This window comes from Novosphingobium lentum NBRC 107847 (genome assembly GCF_001590965.1).
Classification (GTDB): Bacteria; Pseudomonadota; Alphaproteobacteria; order Sphingomonadales; family Sphingomonadaceae; genus Novosphingobium; species Novosphingobium lentum.
On sequence record NZ_BCTW01000006.1, the window covers coordinates 128,228 to 147,282 of the forward strand.

Here is a 19,055-nt window from a genome sequence, read left to right on the forward strand (position 1 = left end):
GCGGATCAGGGTGAAGTCACTTTGCCATAATCGTCCAGCAACAACTCCCGCGCCACCAGATCGCGCGCCAGTGCCTCCGCCTCGACGAAATGGTGCACCTGCCAGCCGCATTCGGCGGCGGCGCGGATATTGGCAAGGTTGTCGTCTATGAACAGCATCGCGCCGGGTGCGTGCCCGAACCGCCGCGCGGCCAGCGCGAAGATCGCCGGGTCGGGCTTCACCAGCTTCTCGTCGCCCGAGACGACGATATCGCCGAAATGGTCGAGCACCGGGAACGTCGGGCGAAACATCGCCCAGGTGTCGCTGCCGAAATTGGTGATCGAGAATTGTGGCATGCCGCGATCGGCCAGCGCCGCGACCAGCGCGTGGGTGCCGTCGATCGGGCCGGGAACGGTTTCCAGCCAGCGCGGGGCGTAGGCGGCGATCAGGTCGGCTTCGGCGGGGAATTGCGCGGATCGCTCGGCGATCATCTCGGCCAGCGGGCGGCCGGCATCGTGCTGGAAATGCCACTGCTCGGTCACGACGTTGACAAGGAACCAGTCGAGCAGGGCGGGATCGGCGATCAGCTTTTCATACAGCGCACGAATGCTCCACCGGACAAGCACGCGTCCGATGTCCCATACGACGGCGTCGATCTGCTGTGTCATCGCGCCCTCGCGAAGGCGGGGGCCTCATGCGATTGCAGAGGCACCACTTGCCGCCCGAGACCCCCGCCTGCGCGGGGGCGCCACATTCAGCCCTGGCGCGCCTTGAAGCGACGATTGGTCTTGTTGATCACGTAAGTCCGGCCACGACGGCGGATCACGCGGTTGTCGCGGTGGCGGTCCTTGAGCGACTTCAGGCTGTTGCGAATCTTCATGATGTCCATCCTGCCCGGTCGCAGACTGATTCTGGCCGGGCCCAAAAGCAAGCCGCGCCGTTAAGGGTGACGGGCGGTTAAGTCAACAATCCACTCGCCGGCCGATCACCTTCGCGTTGCGATTCCCGTCGCCCCCGACCTGATCCGGGGCCGCTGGGGGTCAAGCGCAAGTCGGCCAGCGGTCCCGGGGTAATCCCGGGACGACGCGCTCATCCCCTTAATTCCGTCAGCTTGCGCTCCCACGCCAGCGCGTGATCGACGATCGTGTCGAGATCGGCGTAGCGCGGCTGCCACGGCAGCGTCGCCTTGATGCGGGCGTTGTCCGAGATCAGCGAATCGGGATCGCCCGCGCGGCGCGGTTCCAGCTGGCGCTCGATCGTGCGGTTGGTGACGCGATCGACCGCGTCGAGCACTTCCATCACCGAGAAGCCCTTGCCGTAGCCGCAGTTCATCGTCAGCGAGCGCGCCGGATCGGCGATCAGCGCCTGCAGCGCCAGCACATGCGCGGCGGCCAGGTCGGACACGTGGATGTAGTCGCGCACCCCGGTGCCGTCGGGCGTGGCATAATCGGTGCCGAACACGCTGACATGGCTGCGCTTGCCCAGCGCCGCCTCGACCGCGACCTTGATCAGGTGTGTCGCGCCCGCCGTGGACTGCCCGGTGCGCGCCTGCGGATCGGCCCCGGCGACGTTGAAATAGCGCAGCACGCAGTAGTTGATCGCATGCGCCGCCGCAGTATCGGCCAGCATCGTCTCGGTCATCAGCTTGGACATGCCGTACGGGTTGATCGGCACCCTGGGGCTGTCTTCGGTGACCGGCGAGACTTCGGGGATGCCGTATGTCGCTGCGGTGGAGCTGAAGATGAAGTGCGGCACGCCTGCCGCCACCGCCGCTCCCAGCAGCGCCCGGCTTTTGGCAGTGTTGTTGTGGTAATACTTGAGCGGGTCGCTGACCGATTCGGGCACGATCACCGATCCGGCGAAGTGCATCACCGCTTGCGTGGATTGTTCCGCAAATATCCGCGCGAGCAACGCGGTATCCTCGATATCACCTTCGTAGAACGGCACGCCTTCGGGCACGGCCCAGCGGAACCCGGTGGTCAGGTTGTCGATCACTGCCACCCGCTGGCCTGCGTCCCTCAGCGCCAGCACGGCATGGCTGCCGATATATCCGGCGCCGCCGGTAACAAGAACGGGTACGCTAACCATGCGAATCACCTGCCTGCGATAGTTCCCGTCGGCCGTATCACCTTGTCAGGCCTTGCGGGTTAACGCCTTTTAGGGGCGGTTCATCGTTCAGCAAGCGTCAAGCGACCGCAGCCTAGCCGCAATACCAGTCGCCACAAACCAGCGGGAAACCTCCGATGCGCCTTCACCCTCTCCTTCGCGGCGCCTTGCTCGGCGCGCCCTTGATGCTCGTTGCCCCGCTGGCGCACGCCGGCTCGATCGGGCGGGCCGACGTGACCCGGTTCGTCGCGCCCGATGCCGCCGGCATGCTGGGCCACGGCGCAATTGCGGTCGCGGCGGCCGAGAATGCGTCGGGCGATGACCATGGCCCGACCGGCACCGAGATGCGCGACGATCGCGAATTGGGCGTGTTCGAGGCCGCAGTGGTCGATGTTCTTGCCAGGCAGGGGTACGACACCGCCACCGCCAGCAGCACCGGCGGGCAGATCGCGCAGTTGCGCGTGGGCCACGCGGTGATCGAACCGCAGGAGCCACCGCACCGCCCGGTCAGCGGCGCGGTAAGCACCGGGATCAGCAACCGCGGATCGGGCTTTGGCCTGGCGCTCAACATCGATCTGTCCAAACCCAAGCCGCCGCTGGTTTCCACCCGCCTGGAAGTGCGCATCCGCGATCGCGCCACCGGCAAGGTGCTGTGGGAAGGGCGGGCCGAGGCCGTCGCGCGCGAAACCGGCAGCACGGCCGACAGCCAGAAGATGGCGACGCATCTGGCGCTGGCGCTGTTCGAAGGCTTCCCCGGTCGCCCCGGTGAGACTATTCAGGCCCGATGACCGAACCGCAGACCAGCACCGCCCCCTCCCCCGCCGCTTCAGGCGCCGCCGCCCCGATCCGCATTGATGCCGCGTTCGATAGCGGCAACATCGAAGTGCTGGGCATCGACGGCACCAAGGCGCGGCTGGCGATCCGCAAGGACCATCAGTCCGATTTCTACCAGTGGTTCCATTTCCGGGTGAGCGGCGCCCAGGGCCGTGCCGTGGAGCTGGCGATCACCGGCATGGCATCGTCGGCCTATCCCGACGGCTGGCCGGGCTATGCCGCCTGCGTGTCCGAAGACCGCGAATACTGGGGCCGCGCCGAGACCAGCTACGATCCGGCGGCTGACGACGGCACGCTGACCATCCGTTACACGCCGGTGGGCGGGATCGCGTGGTTCGCCTATTTCGCGCCCTACTCGATGGAGCGGCATCACGATCTGGTCGCGACCACCGCGCTGGCAGACGGCGTGGCGCATCGCGTGCTGGGCGAAAGCCTGGACGGCCAGCCGATCGACTGCCTCGAACTGGGCGAGGGCACGACGCACGTGTGGCTTTATGCCCGCCAGCACCCGGGCGAATCGATGGCCGAATGGTGGATGGAGGGCGCTTTGGCGATGCTGACCGACCCCGCCGATCCGCAGGCGCGGCGGTTGCGCCAGCGTTGCCGTTTTCACATCGTGCCTAACGCCAACCCCGACGGATCGCGGCGCGGCCACTTGCGCACCAATGCCGTCGGCGTGAACCTCAACCGCGAATGGGATGCGCCCAGCGCCGAACGATCGCCCGAAGTGCTCGCGATCCGCAACGCGATGGACGAAACCGGCGTCAATTTCGCGATGGATGTCCACGGCGACGAGGCGATCGCCGCGGTGTTCATGGCCGGGTTCGAAGGCATCCCGTCGTGGACGCAGGCGCAAGGCGACGGTTACCAACGGTATCGCAAGATCCTGGAACGGCGCACGCCCGACTTCCAGACCAAGCGTGGCTATCCCGTGGCGCGGCCGGGCACCGCCAACCTCACGATGTCGACCAACCAGTTGGCCGAACGCTTCGGTCCCAGCCACGGATGCGTGGCGATGACGCTGGAAATGCCCTTCAAGGACAACAACGACCTGCCCGATCCGGCGCAGGGCTGGAGCCCGGAACGGTCGATGCTGCTGGCGCGCGATTGCCTCGCCGCGCTCGACGAATGGCTCGATACGCGCGAGGTGCCGGCGGGCTGATTTCGTCCGCCGCGTTTACGCTTCGTTAGCAGTGCCCAGCCGATAACGGCGGGATGCAACGCGCCCTCGCCCTGATCGAATCGCCCAGCCTGCCGATCGCCGATGGCTTGCGCATGCTGATCGTGTGCGGCAGCGCGCTGGCGCTGATCCTGGCGGGCAAAGCCCTGCCGTTCTGAACGGCGCTGTGCGTCCCCGAATGCGGGACCTCAGGCCCTTAAGAAGATGGCGTTCGATACCCTGAGGCCCCCGCCTTCGTGGGGGATCGGCACGGTTGCTACAGAATCTCCTCGATCTTCTCCAGCGGCCGACACAGCCTGACCCCCTTGTCCGTCTCCACCAGTGGACGCTCGATCAGCACCGGCTCTGCCACCATCGCGGCCAGCACGGTCGCGTCATCGGCTTGCGTCAGTCCCCGCGCCTCCGCATCGGTATTGCGGCGGCGCAAGCCGTCACGCGGCGCGATCCCGGCATCGCGATAAAGCTGCGCCAGTTTGGCCGCGGTGGGCGGCTGCTTGAGATATTCGACCACGGTCACCGCCACGCCGGGCTGCGCCTTCAGCCGCGCGAGCGCGTTGCGCGAGGTCCTGCACCCCGGGTTGTGCCAGATCGTGGCCTTCATCGTCGCTCTCCAGAATCGCGTCGGTCCAGGCTAGCTGGCTGATCCGCGAAAGAAAAGATGCACACGCCGCTTGCACATGCGAACGACTCTCAATAGCAGCGTTCTTGCGAATCATTCGCAAGGAGTCTGCCCGTGCCATCATCCGTCATCCGCCTCGCCATGCTGGCCACCGCTTCGCTGCTGGCCTCGCCCGCTTGGGCGGCGGATGAGGAAACCGCGCCGATCGTGGTGACGGGGGCATCGGGCGACTATCGCGTCGATGTCGCCAGCGGGACCAAGACACCCACCCCACTGCTCGACCAGCCGCAGAGCGTCACCGTGCTCACCCGCCAGCAGATCGACGATCGCGGGGTGCGTTCGCTGGGCGACGCGCTGCGCTATGTGCCCGGCGTCGTGCTGGGCCAGGGCGAAGGACACCGCGACCAGGTGATCCTGCGCGGCCAGTCAACCACCGCCGACTTCTTCATCGACGGGTTGCGCGACGATGCGCAGTATTACCGCCCGCTCTACAACATCGAGCGGATCGAGGTGCTGAAGGGCGCCAATGCGCTGCTGTTCGGGCGTGGCGGGGGCGGCGGGGTGATCAACCGCGTCAGCAGGACGGCGCAAATCGGCGTCACGTCCGGGTCGCTCGACGGTTCGGTCGACAGCTTCGGCGCGTGGGCGACCACCGCCGATCTCAACCTGCCGCTCGGCCAGACGCTCGCCGCACGCATCGATGCGACTTATGAAAGCTTCGACAACCATCGCGATGTCTTCGGCGGCCGCTTCTTCGGCGTCGCGCCCACGCTGACGTGGCAGCCCGACACGGCGACCAAGGTGACGCTGGCCTACAACCACGACGACGACGACCGCGTGACCGATCGCGGCGTGCCTTCGCTGGGTGGCGTGCCGATCACCGGATACCGCGACACCTTCTTCGGGTCGGACGCGCTCAACCGCAGCACGGTGGCCGCAGACGTCGCCCGCGCGCGGATCGACCACGATTTCGGCAATGGCTTCACCGCCAACGCCACGGTCGAGTACAACCGTAACGTGGCCTATTACGGCAACCTGCTGCCCGCCGCCGCCACCGCGACCACGGTCGACCTCACCGGCTATTCCAGCCTGACCCGGCGCGAAAGCTGGATCGGCCAGGCCAATCTGGTGTGGCAGGGCACGACCGGTCCGCTGCGCCACACCGTGCTGGCCGGGGTTGAGGCGTCGAGCCAGGACACCGACGCGGTGCGCAGCGAGGCGTTTTTCGTCAATGCCGCCGGCAAGCACGTGGCGCGGATCACCGTGCCGCTGGCGCAGCGGCTGGCGCTGCCGGTCGCCGGTTTCGATCCGGTGAGCCGCTCCAGCCTGTCGAACGTGCGCACCGTGTCGGGATACCTGCAGGACCAGCTCGAGCTCGGCGAGCATGTGCAGCTGATCGCGGGGCTGCGCTACGACGATTTCCGCATCGATTCGACCAACCGCATCAACGCCTTTGCCGCCACGCGCGGCGATCGCAAATGGTCGCCGCGCCTGGGCGTGGTGCTGAAACCGCAGGCGAACATGTCGCTGTACGCAAGCTATGCCAAAAGCTTCCTGCCGCAATCGGGCGACCAGTTCACCGTGCTCGACGCCAGCACCGCCACGCTCGCGCCCGAAAGCTTCCGCAATCTGGAAGTGGGCGCCAAGTGGGACGTCACCCCGGGACTGTCGTTCACCACCGCGCTGTACCAGCTCGACCGCGACAACAGCCGCTCGACCGATCCGGTGACCGGCAACGTGGTGCTGACCGGGCGCAGTCGCACCAAAGGGTTCGAAGTGGCGCTGGCCGGGCAAGTGACCGCGCACTGGCAGACCAGCGTCGGTTACACCCTGCAGGACGGCAAAATCCTGTCCACCACCACCGCCGCGCCCGCCGGCCGCCACATCGACAAGCTGCCGCGCCACCAGTTTTCGGCGTGGAACCGCTATGACGTGACGCCCAAACTGGGGTTGGGGCTGGGCGTGACGCACCAGTCGTCCAGCTTCGCCACGATCAGCAACGCGGTGCGCCTGCCCGCGTTCACCCGCGTCGATGCAGCGGTGTACTATACCGTCAGCCCGCGCATCGCGCTGCAGGTCAATGTCGAAAACCTGTTCGACACGACCTACTTCCCCGCCGCGCACACCGACAACAACATCGCCACCGGCGCACCGATCAACGCGCGGGTTTCGCTGAAGGTGAAGTTGTAGGGTGGGACGGCACCGGACTTGCCAACCTTGTCCCGCTCATGTCGAGCGAAGTCGAGACACGTCGCGCGACGGGTGACCATCGCGCAACATCCCTCGACTACGCTCGGGATGAGCGGGGCGAGATAAGAAATCCCCGCTAGTTTCTGCTCGCCCCGGCGCCACCGGCATCCGATGCCGCGTCGCTCGTCTGGGCATCGGGGCTCGTCTGGGCATCGGGCGCAGCGGCCGCCGCCTTGGCGACCGGGGCATCGCCCGCCGTCGCACCACCAGCCACCGCCACTGCCGGTCCATACGCCTGCGATCCGCGCATCGCCTGTCCGGCGCGTTGCACCGCGCGCACCAGCCGCGGGTACACGCCGCAGCGGCACAAGTTGGTCAGCGCCGCCTTGATATCGTCTTCGGTCGGATCGGCATTGTGCGCGAGCAACGCGGCGGCGGCCATCACCATGCCGGGCGTGCAGAACCCGCACTGGATCGCCTGTTCGGCCAGGAACGCCTGCTGCACCGGATGGCCTCGATCCTGCGCCAGCGCCTCGATCGTGGTGACGAAGCGCCCTTCCGCCTCGCCCAGCGTCAATTGGCAGCTGCGCAGCGCCTCGCCATCGACGATCACGGTGCAGGCGCCGCAATCGCCCACCCCGCAACCGTATTTGGTGCCGGTGAGATTGGCGGCTTCACGCAGCGCCCACAGCAGCGGAGTGTCCGGGTCCATCCGGAACTGCACCGGCTGGTTGTTGACAGTGAGGCGAGCCATTGTCGCGATCCCTAACCGCTCATCCCGAGCCTGTCGAAGGATCAGTCGCGCCAACTGCGGTCGATCTTGTCGATCCGCCTAACCCACGCGTTGAAATCGCCGATGCCCGGGCCGCCACCGGGCGGCTGCGCCTGGGCGAGATCGCGCTGGTGGACCGCCACGACATCGTCCGAAACCAGCACCGGGCGTCCCATCGACAGCGTCGCCAGTTGAATCTCGCAGGCGCGCTGCAGGCCCCACATCATCACAAACATTTCGGGCAAGGTGCGCCCCATCACCACCGGGCCGTGGTTGCGCAGCATCAGGATGTGCTTGTCGCCCAAGTTGGCCATCAGGCGCTCGGCTTCTTCCGCACGCACGGTGATGCCCTCGAAATCGTGGTAGCCGATGCGCCCGATGAAGTTGCAGGCGTAGAAGTTGATCGGCATCAGCCCTTCGGCAAGACTGCACACCGCCATCGTCTCGGTGGTGTGGACGTGACAGATCGCGTGCGCCCAATCGAGGTGGCGGTGGAAATAGCCGTGCTGGGTGAAACCGGCCTTGTTGACCGGGTGCGGGCTGCCATCGAGCTTGTTGCCGTCGATGTCGATCTTGACGAGGTTGGAGGCGCAGACTTCGGAATAGAGCAGCCCGAACGGGTTGATCAGGAACGCATGGTCCTCACCCGGCACGCGCACCGAGATGTGGTTGTAGACCGATTCCGACCAGCCCATCAGATCGAAGATGCGATAGCACGCCGCCAGATCGAGCCGCGCCTGCCATTCGGCGTCGCTGCAGTCGATGTTGCGGCCCGTTCTGGCCGAAGCAAGCTGGGTTGCCATGTGCGTCTCTCCGGATCCGTCTCGTTACGATCTGCAACCTCTATCGCATGACCGGCGACGTCGATGCAATCGTGCACCTGTCCGGCGCGCTCAACCCACCGCCATGTTGTCGATCAGCCGAGCCTTGCCGATCCGCGCCGCCACCAGCAGCCGAGCCGGGGCGCCGACGAGCGCGGGCAGCGTCGCTAGCGTATCGGCATCGCACAACTCGGCATAGTCGACCGATGCGAATCCGCCGGACAGCAGCGCAGCCGCAAGCTCGCCGAGTGAGGCCGCCACATCCGCCCCAGCCTCGATTGCGGCAATCGCCTTGCGCATCGCGGCGGACAGCCCGGCGGCCTGCGTTCGCTCGGTGGCCGTCAGGTATTGATTGCGGCTGCTCATCGCCAGCCCGTCGGCCTCGCGCACCGTGGGGATGCCGATGATGGCGTCCGCGCGCGGCTGCGTCAGGTCGAGATCACGCGCCATCCGCCGGATCACCGCCAGTTGCTGCCAGTCCTTCTCGCCGAACAGCGCGATGTCGGGCAACACTTGGTGGAACAGCTTGCCCACCACCGTCGCCACGCCATCGAAGTGGCCCGGCCGCGCCGCGCCGCACAGCACCTCGCTCACTCCCGAGACCGAGACGTTGGTGGCATAGCCCGCCGGGTACATCTGGTCGGGCGTGGGCGCCCACAGCACATCGACGCCTTCGGCTTCGAGCAACGCAACATCGCGCTCGAACGGGCGCGGATAAGCCTCCAGATCCTCGCCCGCCCCGAACTGGCGCGGGTTGACGAAGATCGACACCGCGACGTGGGCCGCGCGGGCCTTCGCCTCGCGCACCAGCGTCAGGTGGCCTTCATGCAGCGCGCCCATCGTCGGCACCAGCGCCACGGTTCCCCCCGCCGCACGCAGCTTCGCAACGCTGGTCCGCAAGTCGTCAAGTCGAGAGATGGTTTGCACAGCCCCTGCCTGTCCTTTAAGCCGCCGTCAGGGGCGGATGGGTGGCTGGTCTAGCCGTCGCCACCCCCCGGCGGCAAGCGCCTCCGGCCATGTGAACAGAAGAGATCGCGTCTTGTCCAGCGGCCCCCACCGGATCGTCTTTGCCAATGAAAAGGGCGGAACGGGCAAATCCACCACCGCCGTCCACATCGCGGTCGCGCTGGCCTATCAGGGCGCACGCGTCGCCGCGATCGACCTCGATTCGCGCCAGCGGACGATGCACCGCTACCTCGAAAACCGCGCCGAGACCGTCGCCCGCCGCAACGTCGCGCTGCCGAGCGCGACCTTCGCGGTATTTCGGGGCGAGACGATCGAGGAGCTCGACGCGCTGTCCGAAGAACTGTCGGCCGACCACGATTTCCTGGTGTTCGATACGCCCGGCCGCGACGATGCGTTCGCGCGCCATGTCGCCACCCGCGCCGATACGCTGGTCACCCCGCTGAACGACAGTTTCGTCGATTTCGACCTGATCGGGCAAGTCGATGCCGAAACGTTCAAGGTGCGCCGCCTGTCGTTCTATGCCGAACTGATCTGGGAAGCGCGCAAGAAGCGGGCGATGTCCACGATCAAAGATTCGCGCCGGGAGATGGACTGGGTGGTGGTGCGCAACCGCACCCAGCACACCGAAGCGCGCAACATGAAGCGGCTCGACCAGGCGCTGGGCGAGCTGTCGAAGCGGGTGGGCTTCCGCATCGCCAGCGGATTGTCCGAACGCGTGATCTACCGCGAGCTGTTTCCCTCGGGCCTCACCCTGCTCGACAAAGGGCAGCTGGGCGAACTGGGCACCAGCCACCTTGTCGCGCGGCAGGAACTGCGCGCGCTGGTCTCCGGGCTGAACCTGCCGATGCCGGCGCGGCCCGCCGCCAGCGAACCGGCGATGGAATCGGCGGCATGATCAAGCTGGTCGAGCTGGTCATTCTGGTCAGCGTGGCCTGCCGCCTGCTGTCGGGCCAGTGGCCGTGGGAACTGATGAAAGGGGCCGACCGTTCCGCCGCAGAAGCACGCGCCCGTATGCTTCTGGGCCTGCGCTCCGGCGCATCGCGGGAGGACATCATCGACGCACATCGCGAACTCATCGCCCGGGTCCACCCCGATCGCGGCGGCAGCAGCGATGCGGTCCACGAAGCCAATGCCGCGCGCGACGTGCTGCTGGGCGGCCTGGCTCGCCAACGCGGCAACCGGATCAAGTGAGCCGTTCGTCACTGGCCGCCGGTCTCGTCACAATCACGGCCTAAGTAACGATCCGCGACGTGGGCTCGTGACATCGGCGGGCCCGGATCGACGACACATCGACCATACATCGACGACACAAGGGAAGCCGACGCATCATGACCCACCAGTTCCACTCCACCGTGCTGCGCGAATACGACATCCGCGGCGTGATCGGCGAAACGCTGGGGCCGGACGATGCCCGCGCGATCGGGCGCGGCTTCGGCACACGCATCATCCGGTCGGGCGGCAAGAAGGTCGCGGTCGGCTATGACGGGCGGATCAGCTCGCCGATCCTCGAACATGCGCTGGTCGAAGGGCTCAACGCCTGCGGGGTCGACGTGGTGCGCGTGGGCATGGGCCCCACCCCGATGCTGTATTACGCCGAAGCCTCAATGGAAGATGTGGATGGCGGCATTCAGATAACCGGCAGCCACAATCCCGCCAATTACAATGGCTTCAAGATGGTACTTGGCGGACTTCCGTTCTTCGGGGCCGACATAGTCGATCTCGGGCGGATGGCTGCTGTCGGTGACTGGGTTTCCGGCAGCGGCACGTCGGAGACGCACGACATCATGCCCGCCTACATCGACCGGCTGGTTGAAGGGATCAAGGGGATCGGGCACGAGCAGCTGGCCGGTCTTCGTATCGGTTGGGATGCGGGCAACGGCGCGGCGGGCCCGGCGCTCGAACTGCTCACCGCCCGACTGCCAGGAACCCATGTCCTGCTGTTCACCGAAGTCGACGGGAATTTTCCTAATCATCATCCAGATCCTACCGAGGAAAAGAACCTCGCCGATCTCAGGACGACCGTCGCCGCGAATAATCTCGACTTCGGAGTAGCTTTCGACGGCGATGGCGACCGGATCGGTGCAATCGATGGCAAAGGCCGGATCATCTGGGGCGACCAGTTGCTGATGATCTATGCCGAAGACCTGTTGCGGATGGTTCCGGGGGCCATGATTATCGCCGATGTGAAGGCCAGCCAGGCGTTGTTCGATCGCGTGGCCGAACTCGGCGGCAAGCCGCTGATGTGGAACACCGGGCACAGCCTGATTAAGTCCAAAATGAAGGAGACGGGCGCGCCGCTGGCCGGCGAGATGAGCGGCCACGTGTTTTTTGCACACGATTACTATGGTTTCGACGATGCGCTGTACGCCGCCGTGCGGCTGATCGCGGCCAGCGTGCGGCTGGGCAAATCGGTCACGCAGTTGCGCGGCGAGATGCCGCCGATGATCAACACCCCCGAACTGCGCTTCCAGGTGGACGAAAGCCGCAAGTTCGCGGTGATCGACGAGGTCAAGGCCCGGCTCAAGGCAGAAGGCGCCGATGTCAACGAGACCGACGGCGCGCGCGTGTCCACGCCCGACGGCTGGTGGCTGCTGCGCGCCTCGAACACGCAGGACGTTCTGGTCGCCCGCGCCGAAAGTTCGAGCGAGGAAGGTCTGGCCCGGCTGATGGCGATGATCGACGCGCAACTCGCCGCCTCGGGGCTCGAGCGCGGACCGCAAGCCGGCCACTGATGGACATTTGGCGGTGAGCGACGAGCCGGACGACACGGCCGCGCTTCCGCCCGAAATCGCGGCCTGGTTTACCGCACGCGGCTGGCAGGCGCGCCGCCACCAGCTGGAGATGCTCGCCGCCGCCGATGCCGGACAGCATGCGCTGCTGGTGGCCGATACCGGCGCGGGCAAGACGCTGGCCGGGTTCCTGCCGACGCTGGCGGCGTTCGCGCCTTCGCGGCTGGAGGGTGCGCCCGCCCCCGATGGTCTCCACACGCTGTACATCTCGCCGCTGAAGGCGCTGGCGCACGACGTGCAGCGCAACCTGATGACGCCGATCGATGAGATCGGCCTGCCGATCCGCGTCGAAACGCGCAGCGGCGACACGCCGTCCGATCGCAAGGCCCGCCAGCGCGCGCGGCCGCCGCACGTGCTGCTGACCACGCCCGAATCGCTGTCGCTGCTGCTGAGCTATCCCGAAAGCGCGCAGCTGTTTTCCACGCTGCAGCGCGTGGTGATCGACGAAGTCCACGCGTTCGCCACGGGCAAGCGCGGCGATCTGCTCGCGCTTGCGCTGGCGCGGCTGCAGGGGTTTGCGCCGGCGATGCGCCGCGCCGCGCTGTCGGCCACGGTCGCCGATCCCGAGGCTTTCCGCGCGTGGCTGGCACCGTGGGGCGACATCGACGCCGTCACGCTGGTGCAGGGCGAGCACGGCGCGGACCCCGAAGTTTCGATCCTGCTGCCCAGGGAGGAGCGCGTGCCGTGGGGTGGCCACGCCGCCGCCTGGGCGGTGCCGCAGCTGTACGAGGCAATCCGCGCCAGCCGCACCACGCTGATCTTCACCAACACGCGGTTCCTGGCCGAGTTCATCTTCGAGCGATTGTGGGATGCCAACGAAGACAAGCTGCCGATCGGCATCCACCACGGCTCGCTGTCGAAGGAGGCGCGGCGCAAGGTCGAAGGCGCGATGGCGCGCGGCGAGCTGCGCGCGCTGGTCGCCACATCCAGCCTCGACCTGGGTGTCGACTGGGGCGATATCGACATGGTCGTGCAGATGGGCGCCCCCAAGGGTTCATCGCGCCTGCTGCAGCGCATCGGCCGCGCCAACCACCGGCTCGACCTGCCCAGCCGCGCCTTGCTGGTGCCGGGCAACCGCTTCGAATTCCTCGAGGCGACCGCCGCGATGGAAGCAGTGGAGCAAGGCCAGCGCGACGGTGAGGATTTCCGCCCCGGCGGGCTCGATGTGCTGGCCCAGCATGTGATGGCCTGCGCCTGCTCCGGCCCGTTCGGCGAGGCCGCGCTGCTTGCCGAAGTGCGATCGTCGCTGGCGTATGCCTGGGTGGACGACGCCGTGTGGAGCCGGGTGCTGACCTTCGTGGCGACCGGCGGCTATGCCTTGCGTGCCTACGACCGGTTCAAGCGGATCGTGCGGGAACGCGATGGAACGTGGCGGCTGGCGCATCCCGAACATGCCGCACGCCACCGCCTGAACGCCGGGATCATCGTGGCGTCCGAAATGCTCGAAGTGCGATTCCGCAACGGCCGTTCGCTGGGCCGGGTCGAGGAATCGTTCGGCGCGGGGTTGTCGGCGGGCGACACCTTCCGCTTTGCCGGACTCGATCTGGAAGTCGAGGGCGTGCGCGATCTCGAACTGATCGTGCGCGCGGCGAAGCGATCGGGCCAGATCCCCAGCTATGGCGGGGCACGGATGCCGCTGACCACGCATCTGGCCGACCGGGTGCGTGCGATGCTGGCCGACCGGCCCGGCTGGGCCCGCTTTCCCGACGATGTGCGCGAATGGCTGGAAATGCAGGACTGGCGCAGCCGCATGCCCGGGCCGGGCGAACTGCTGGTGGAAAGCTTCCCCCACGGCGGCCGCGCCTACACCGTGTACTACACGTTCGAGGGGTGGAACGCGAACCAGTCGCTGGGCATGCTGATCACGCGCAGGATGGAGGACCGGGGGCTGGGCCCGCTCGGGTTCGTCGCCAACGACTATTCGCTGGCGGTGTGGGGGTTGAAACCGGTCGAGGATCCCGCCGCCTTTCTGTCACCCGACATCCTCACCGACGAATTCGTCGAATGGGTGCAGAATTCGCACTTGCTGCGCCGGGCATTTCGCGAAGTGGCGGTTATCGGCGGACTGGTCGAGCGCCAGCATCCGGGTAAGCGCAAGACCGGGCGGCAGGTCACGTTCTCGACCGACCTGATCTATGACGTGCTGCGCAAGTACGAGCCCGACCACGTGCTGATCGAGGCCGCCTGGGCCGATGCGCGCGAACGGATGACCGACGTCGGCCGCGTCGCCGACCTGCTCGATCGCGCGGCGGGCCAACTGGTCCATGTCCACCTCGACCGGGTCAGCCCGCTGGCGGTGCCGGTGATGGTGATGATCGGGCGCGAGACCATGCCCGCCGGCGCAGCAGACGACGAACTGCTGCTGGAAGCCGAGACGCTGGGTGCCGCAGCAATGCGTCCGGACAACGGGTGATGCGCTGACCGCCCCGCGCACTCCCTTACGCTCAAGGCTGCAGGATAGGGACGACTTGCCCGTTTCTCGTCATTCTGAACTTGTTTCAGGATCCATCGGGCGGCGTGGTCGGTGCAGGCAGAATTGGAGGGCCACAGACCGAAATGCCCGTCAAGCCAAACGCTGTGCGGACGGATAACTGGATCCTGAAACAAGTTGAGGATGACGCTTCCGGCTAAATTTTTTCGGTTTTGGACGGCATCAGCCCCGTCCCTGCGAACGCGCTTGCCCGCTCACGAAAAAGGGGGCGGATCGCTCCGCCCCCTCATCAGTCGTTCGCCCCGCGTGCGGCCATCGCGGCCGCTGCGCAAAGGAAGCTTATTCGCCGGCGCGCTTGAACGCGGCGTACTGTTCGTTGCCCACGAAGCCGAAGTTCGCCACCTTCGACTGGGTGATGATCTTCATCATCCGGTTGGCGATTTCATAGCTGGCATAGGGTTCCGGCTGGAACTGCAGTTCCGGCTGGGGTTGCATTGCCTTGGTCGCCGCCAGCAGCGAGACCAGCTGGCCTTCGGTGGTAGGCGTGCCGTTCCAGAGCATCTGGTTGCCGGCTGCCAGAAGGGTCAGCTTGTTCTTCACCGGATCGACATGCTGATCCTGGTTCGGCGGGGCTGCCGCCGGAAGATCGATGCTGACCGAGTGGGTGGCCACCGGGATGGTGATGATGAACATGATGAGGAGCACGAGCATGACGTCGATCAACGGCGTCGTGTTCATTTCCATCATCGGCGCGCCATCATCTTTGCCGCCGCTCATTGCCATGTCGGAATACTCCTGTTCGCTCGTCTACCGGGGACCTGCAGCATCAGCCGTTCGGGTCGACCGGGGTCGAGATGAAACCGACTTTGGGATAGCCGGCAGACTGGACGTTGTAGATCACGCCGGCGATGCACTTCCAGGGGACGTTCTGATCGCCGCGGATGTGAACTTCGGGGATCTTGTCCGGGGTGATGTTCTGGGCGCCGCCTTCACGCTTCACAACCGCGTCAAGCTTGTCGAAGGCCTGCTTGTAAAGCTCGGTGTTGTCCACCGGGGTGACGTTGTTGATGTAGACGCGGCATTCACCGTTGCGGAACGTGCCGTCGTAGCCGGGTTCCTTGGGACTGCGGCCCGCAGCGTCGGTTCCGACGACCGCGATCAGCAGGTTTTCAACCTTGTCCTGCGTTTCTTCCGAAGGAAGGATTGGAACCTTCAACTTCTCGATGCTCTGGATCGCAACCGGAACCGCGATGAGGAAGATGATCAGCAGCACCAGCATCACGTCCACGAGTGGCGTGGTGTTGATGTCCGACATAGGGCGTTCTGCTGCCCCAGCGCCGCCTACCGAAACTGCCATTTGGTTACATCCTATCCGTATTTTGCCTCGAGGGGAGGACCGAAGGGGCTGCCGGAGCGGCCCCTTCGGGATTGACCCGCGATGCGGTCCGGGCCAGCGGGCTCAGCCCGCGATGGCCCGGAGTTGAGGCTTACTTCTTGATCGGCGCCGCAGCAGCCGGAGCAGCCGACTTGGCAGGTGCGATCGCGGCAGGACGGACGGCACCCTTGGAATTGATGTTCGCAAGGATGTCGGTCGAGAAGCCGTTGAGGTTTTCCGCGATGCGCTTGTTGCGCGCCTGCAGCCAGTTGTAGGCGAGCACGGCGGGAACCGCGACGAGCAGGCCGAGCGCGGTCATGATCAGCGCTTCACCGACCGGACCCGCGACCTTGTCGATCGAGGCCGAACCGGCCAGACCGATGGCGATCAGCGCGCGGTAGATGCCGACCACGGTGCCGAACAGGCCGATGAACGGCGAGGTCGCGCCGACGGTGGCGAGGAACGGCAGGCCACCGGCGAGGCGGGCGTTGATCGACGCTTCCGAACGGGCGAGCGAGCCGTGGAGCCAGTCATGCGCTTCCATCGAATCGGTCATCTTGCCGTGCTGGTCTTCGGCGGCGAGGCCATCGTCGACGAGCTGGCGCCAAGCGCTGTTCTTGTCCATCTTGTTGGCGCCATCGCGCAGCGACGGGGCCTTCCAGAACGAGGTGCCGACGTCACGGCCCTGGCGCATGATCTTCTGCTGTTCGAAGAACTTGGTGAACAGGATGTAGAACGAACCGAACGACATGATGCCGAGGATCGAAACAGTAGCATAAGCAATGAAGCCGCCGGCCTGCAGCGCTTCCACGAAGCCGAACTTGTTCTGCGGCGCGGCAGTGGTCGCTGCAGCGGCAAGGGTTTGGATAAGCATGCGGGTCTTCCTCTCAATCAAATAGCAAGTCGTGACGACTGTGTAACTGTAGACATGGATCTGGCCGGGCGGCCAAAACCCGATCGATCGTCTGGGTCAATCCTTCGGAATGACCCAGCGGACCGAGCTGGAGTAGCTGCCCGTTGTCGGGTTACCCTCGCCATCGGTAGCGGGGGTAAACCGGGCACGACGACGAATGTTGTCGCACGTTGCCTGGTCCAGGTCGGGACTGCCGCTCGATCGTGTGATCGAACAGTCGGCGACCTTGCCGTCGGTGCCCACGGTGACGTGGAAACCCGTCGTGCCTGCCCGTTCTTCACGCAATGCGCGCGACGGGTAGTCGTTAGACGTCGCCCAATTGCCCGGATTACCCTTCGGACTTGCGCCCTTGGGCGAAAACCTGGGAGCCGGCGGCGGCGGCGGTGCCGAAGGTGGCGGCGGCAGCACGACGGCTGGCGGCGGTGCCACGGGCGGCGGTGCCGACACGGTCTGCAATACAGGAGCCTGACGCGTGAACGTGATCGGCGGCGGCGGCGCCACGATGGGCGGCGGCGGCGGCGCGTCCTTGGGCGGTGGCGGCGGCGGCGGCGGCGGTGGCTCGTCCTTGATGTTGACGGCCGTCGTGACCTCCTTGATCTTCTTGAACGCCGAATACGCCAGCCCAGTGACCAGCGCATAACCGACGACAACATGAAGGATAGCCACGACGATGAGCGCGGTGACTTTGTTACCGCTCATCTGTTGGTCAGCGTATGCCATTCAGCTCCTAAACTCCTGTCACCCACCTTGGCCGAAACCAAGGCGGAGTCGTCGCGCAGAATCACCGTTCCGGCGCGAGCACCCAATCCTAGTCTGTTTCCACCCTGCCGGGCAACCCGGCTGCCATCCCCGGGCGGTGGGCCCGTCGGTGGCAGTTTTCGGGCTTTTTTTGTGTTTTGCCCGATTGGCCGGAGCTTTAACGCCGAAGCCCGGAGCGCGCAAATGCTTTATCCGTTAACCACCAATTCACTGTTCCAATGCCTCAACCGGCTTGCCATTGAAGCATTATTGCGCGCATCGCGCTGCACTGGTTAACAAGGTCCGCCATGCCGATGTCCCGACATAATCCCCACCATGTCCTGTTCCGGATGGCGCTTGCGCTGGCGGCGCCGATCGCTGCGATGGCCCCCGCCCAAGCGCAGGCATTGCCGGAAAAGCCAGCAAATTCCGTGGTTCCGTCCCCCGCCCTGACCTATGCCGACCTCGCCGATCTGGCCACCAGTTCGACGGTGATCGCCACAGCGCAGGTGATGAAGGTCGCCCGGCTGAAGCCCGAACAGGCACCGGGCGTCGCACCGGGCCATGCCCGGCTCTATATCGAGGCGCGAACCGTTGCGGTGCTGTCCGGTCGCGGGCTCGACGGCGGCGGGCAGGAGGGCAGCGGGCTCGATGGTGGAGGTTTGCGCGAATCGCTCCGCTACCTCGCCGACGTCGCGCTCGATGCGCGCGGGCGGCCTCCGGCGCTCAATAAGAAGACGCAGGTCATCCTGTTCGCGCGCACCGTGCCGGGCAGCCCGGGCGAGCTGCGGCTGGTCGCACCCGATGCGCAAGTGACATGGACCGCCGAGCTCGATCAGCGCGTGCGCGGCCTGTTGACCGAGCTGGTCGCGCCCGACGCCGCACCGCGCGTGACCGGTGTGCGCGAGGCGATCCACGTCCCCGGCAACCTGGGCGGCGAGGGTGAGACGCAAGTCTCGCTCGCCACCCGCGCCGGCGAGCCGGTGTCGCTGACCATCGTGCGCCGCCCCGGCGATTCGCCAGTCTGGGGGGTCAGCTTCTCCGAAATCGTCGATCAGGCCGCGCGGCCGCCGGCGCGCGATACGCTGGCGTGGTATCGGCTGGCCTGTTTCCTGCCCGCCACCCTGCGGGCCGACGCCATGATCGGGGCGAACGACAGCGATCGCGCCATCGCCGCCGAGGATTACGCGCTGGTGATCCGCGATCTGGGTCCGTGCCCGCGCAGCCGCCTCCCCTTCGCCGGCGGACGCTGACCCGCGCGGGTCGATCATACCTGCGGCGAACGGGCCGCAGCGGCGCTGCCCCTTTCCTCCTGCCGCCCAGTTGCCTAAGGCGCGCGCAA

20 protein-coding genes are annotated in these 19,055 nt (G+C 66.4%); 9 read left to right on the forward strand and 11 right to left on the reverse strand.

All coding sequences use genetic code 11. From position 1 onward, the window contains the following. Positions 1–5: 5 nt before the first annotated feature. From NL2_RS06985 to galE, 3 genes are all read right to left on the reverse strand, one after another. Complete coding sequence (locus NL2_RS06985) at positions 6–647, reverse strand: HAD family hydrolase (protein ID WP_068073330.1); 642 nt, start codon at positions 645–647, stop codon at positions 6–8. Between the two features lie 86 nt (positions 648–733). Further along, positions 734–859: a type B 50S ribosomal protein L36 gene (gene ykgO / locus NL2_RS06990; RefSeq protein ID WP_003046794.1), complete on the reverse strand. Its 126-nt coding sequence runs from the start codon at positions 857–859 to the stop codon at positions 734–736. Positions 860–1,068: 209 nt separating this feature from the next. Then, a complete protein-coding gene (gene galE, locus NL2_RS06995) occupies positions 1,069–2,067 on the reverse strand; it encodes a UDP-glucose 4-epimerase GalE (protein WP_068073332.1) in 999 nt (332 codons plus the stop codon). 155 nt (positions 2,068–2,222) lie between these two features. On the opposite strand from galE, the gene NL2_RS07000 reads away from it, so the two are divergent. From NL2_RS07000 to NL2_RS21735, 3 genes are read left to right on the forward strand one after another with little or no spacing between them, the layout of a single operon-like run. Then, positions 2,223–2,873 (forward strand): DUF4136 domain-containing protein, encoded by a 651-nt coding sequence (locus tag NL2_RS07000; RefSeq protein WP_157083074.1) that lies wholly within the window; start codon positions 2,223–2,225, stop codon positions 2,871–2,873. Further along, positions 2,870–4,081, forward strand: coding sequence for a M14 family metallopeptidase (locus NL2_RS07005; protein ID WP_068073336.1), 1,212 nt, complete (start codon positions 2,870–2,872; stop codon positions 4,079–4,081). Before NL2_RS07000 ends, NL2_RS07005 begins: the two co-directional genes overlap by 4 nt. Positions 4,082–4,134: 53 nt before the next feature. Continuing rightward, on the forward strand, positions 4,135–4,257 hold the full coding sequence (locus NL2_RS21735; protein ID WP_281190841.1) for a hypothetical protein: 123 nt from the start codon (positions 4,135–4,137) through the stop codon (positions 4,255–4,257). A gap of 98 nt (positions 4,258–4,355) precedes the next feature. On the opposite strand, the gene NL2_RS07010 is transcribed toward NL2_RS21735, so the two are convergent. Next, entirely contained in the window at positions 4,356–4,700 is a 345-nt protein-coding gene (locus NL2_RS07010) for an arsenate reductase family protein (protein WP_068073338.1), read from the reverse strand. Between the two features lie 132 nt (positions 4,701–4,832). On the opposite strand from NL2_RS07010, the gene NL2_RS07015 reads away from it, so the two are divergent. Then, complete coding sequence (locus tag NL2_RS07015; protein WP_245647605.1) at positions 4,833–6,908, forward strand: TonB-dependent receptor; 2,076 nt, start codon at positions 4,833–4,835, stop codon at positions 6,906–6,908. A 136-nt stretch (positions 6,909–7,044) separates the two neighbouring features. Here NL2_RS07015 and NL2_RS07020 read toward each other — a convergent pair whose 3' ends face one another. The 3 genes from NL2_RS07020 to panC form a co-directional block, all read right to left on the reverse strand. Continuing rightward, positions 7,045–7,662, reverse strand: a complete 618-nt coding sequence (locus NL2_RS07020; RefSeq protein ID WP_068073342.1) for a (2Fe-2S)-binding protein — start codon at positions 7,660–7,662, stop codon at positions 7,045–7,047. Between the two features lie 41 nt (positions 7,663–7,703). After that, positions 7,704–8,483 carry a class II aldolase/adducin family protein gene (locus NL2_RS07025; protein WP_068073344.1) on the reverse strand — a complete coding sequence of 260 codons (780 nt, stop codon included), beginning with the start codon at positions 8,481–8,483 and terminating at the stop codon, positions 7,704–7,706. 90 nt (positions 8,484–8,573) lie between these two features. Next, on the reverse strand, positions 8,574–9,428 hold the full coding sequence (gene panC / locus NL2_RS07030; RefSeq protein ID WP_068073346.1) for a pantoate--beta-alanine ligase: 855 nt from the start codon (positions 9,426–9,428) through the stop codon (positions 8,574–8,576). A 112-nt stretch (positions 9,429–9,540) separates the two neighbouring features. Between panC and NL2_RS07035 the strand changes: the two genes are divergently transcribed. The 4 genes from NL2_RS07035 to NL2_RS07050 all read left to right on the forward strand — a co-directional run bounded on the left by NL2_RS07035 (position 9,541) and on the right by NL2_RS07050 (position 14,669). Further along, positions 9,541–10,362, forward strand: coding sequence for a division plane positioning ATPase MipZ (locus NL2_RS07035; RefSeq protein WP_068073348.1), 822 nt, complete (start codon positions 9,541–9,543; stop codon positions 10,360–10,362). Continuing rightward, positions 10,359–10,658 (forward strand): J domain-containing protein, encoded by a 300-nt coding sequence (locus tag NL2_RS07040; RefSeq protein WP_068073350.1) that lies wholly within the window; start codon positions 10,359–10,361, stop codon positions 10,656–10,658. The genes NL2_RS07035 and NL2_RS07040 overlap by 4 nt, the downstream gene beginning before the upstream one ends. A 137-nt stretch (positions 10,659–10,795) precedes the next feature. Further along, the gene (gene pgmG / locus NL2_RS07045; RefSeq protein ID WP_068073352.1) at positions 10,796–12,199 is read left to right on the forward strand and encodes a phosphoglucomutase/phosphomannomutase PgmG; all 1,404 of its coding nucleotides are present in this window, start codon (positions 10,796–10,798) and stop codon (positions 12,197–12,199) included. 13 nt (positions 12,200–12,212) lie between these two features. Continuing rightward, positions 12,213–14,669 (forward strand): ligase-associated DNA damage response DEXH box helicase, encoded by a 2,457-nt coding sequence (locus tag NL2_RS07050; RefSeq protein WP_068073354.1) that lies wholly within the window; start codon positions 12,213–12,215, stop codon positions 14,667–14,669. A gap of 357 nt (positions 14,670–15,026) precedes the next feature. Here the strand turns inward: NL2_RS07050 and NL2_RS07055 are convergent, their stop codons facing one another. From NL2_RS07055 to NL2_RS07070, 4 genes are all read right to left on the reverse strand, one after another. Next, a complete protein-coding gene (locus NL2_RS07055) occupies positions 15,027–15,470 on the reverse strand; it encodes an ExbD/TolR family protein (RefSeq protein ID WP_068073356.1) in 444 nt (147 codons plus the stop codon). Between the two features lie 43 nt (positions 15,471–15,513). Continuing rightward, positions 15,514–16,002 (reverse strand): ExbD/TolR family protein, encoded by a 489-nt coding sequence (locus NL2_RS07060; RefSeq protein ID WP_068073358.1) that lies wholly within the window; start codon positions 16,000–16,002, stop codon positions 15,514–15,516. A gap of 172 nt (positions 16,003–16,174) precedes the next feature. Continuing rightward, complete coding sequence (locus NL2_RS07065; RefSeq protein ID WP_068073360.1) at positions 16,175–16,936, reverse strand: MotA/TolQ/ExbB proton channel family protein; 762 nt, start codon at positions 16,934–16,936, stop codon at positions 16,175–16,177. A 96-nt stretch (positions 16,937–17,032) separates the two neighbouring features. Further along, entirely contained in the window at positions 17,033–17,695 is a 663-nt protein-coding gene (locus NL2_RS07070; RefSeq protein WP_068073362.1) for an energy transducer TonB, read from the reverse strand. Positions 17,696–18,144: 449 nt separating this feature from the next. Here NL2_RS07070 and NL2_RS07075 point away from each other — a divergent pair, with 449 nt between their 5' ends. Next, a complete protein-coding gene (locus NL2_RS07075) occupies positions 18,145–18,966 on the forward strand; it encodes a hypothetical protein (protein ID WP_245647606.1) in 822 nt (273 codons plus the stop codon). Positions 18,967–19,055: the final 89 nt, after the last annotated feature.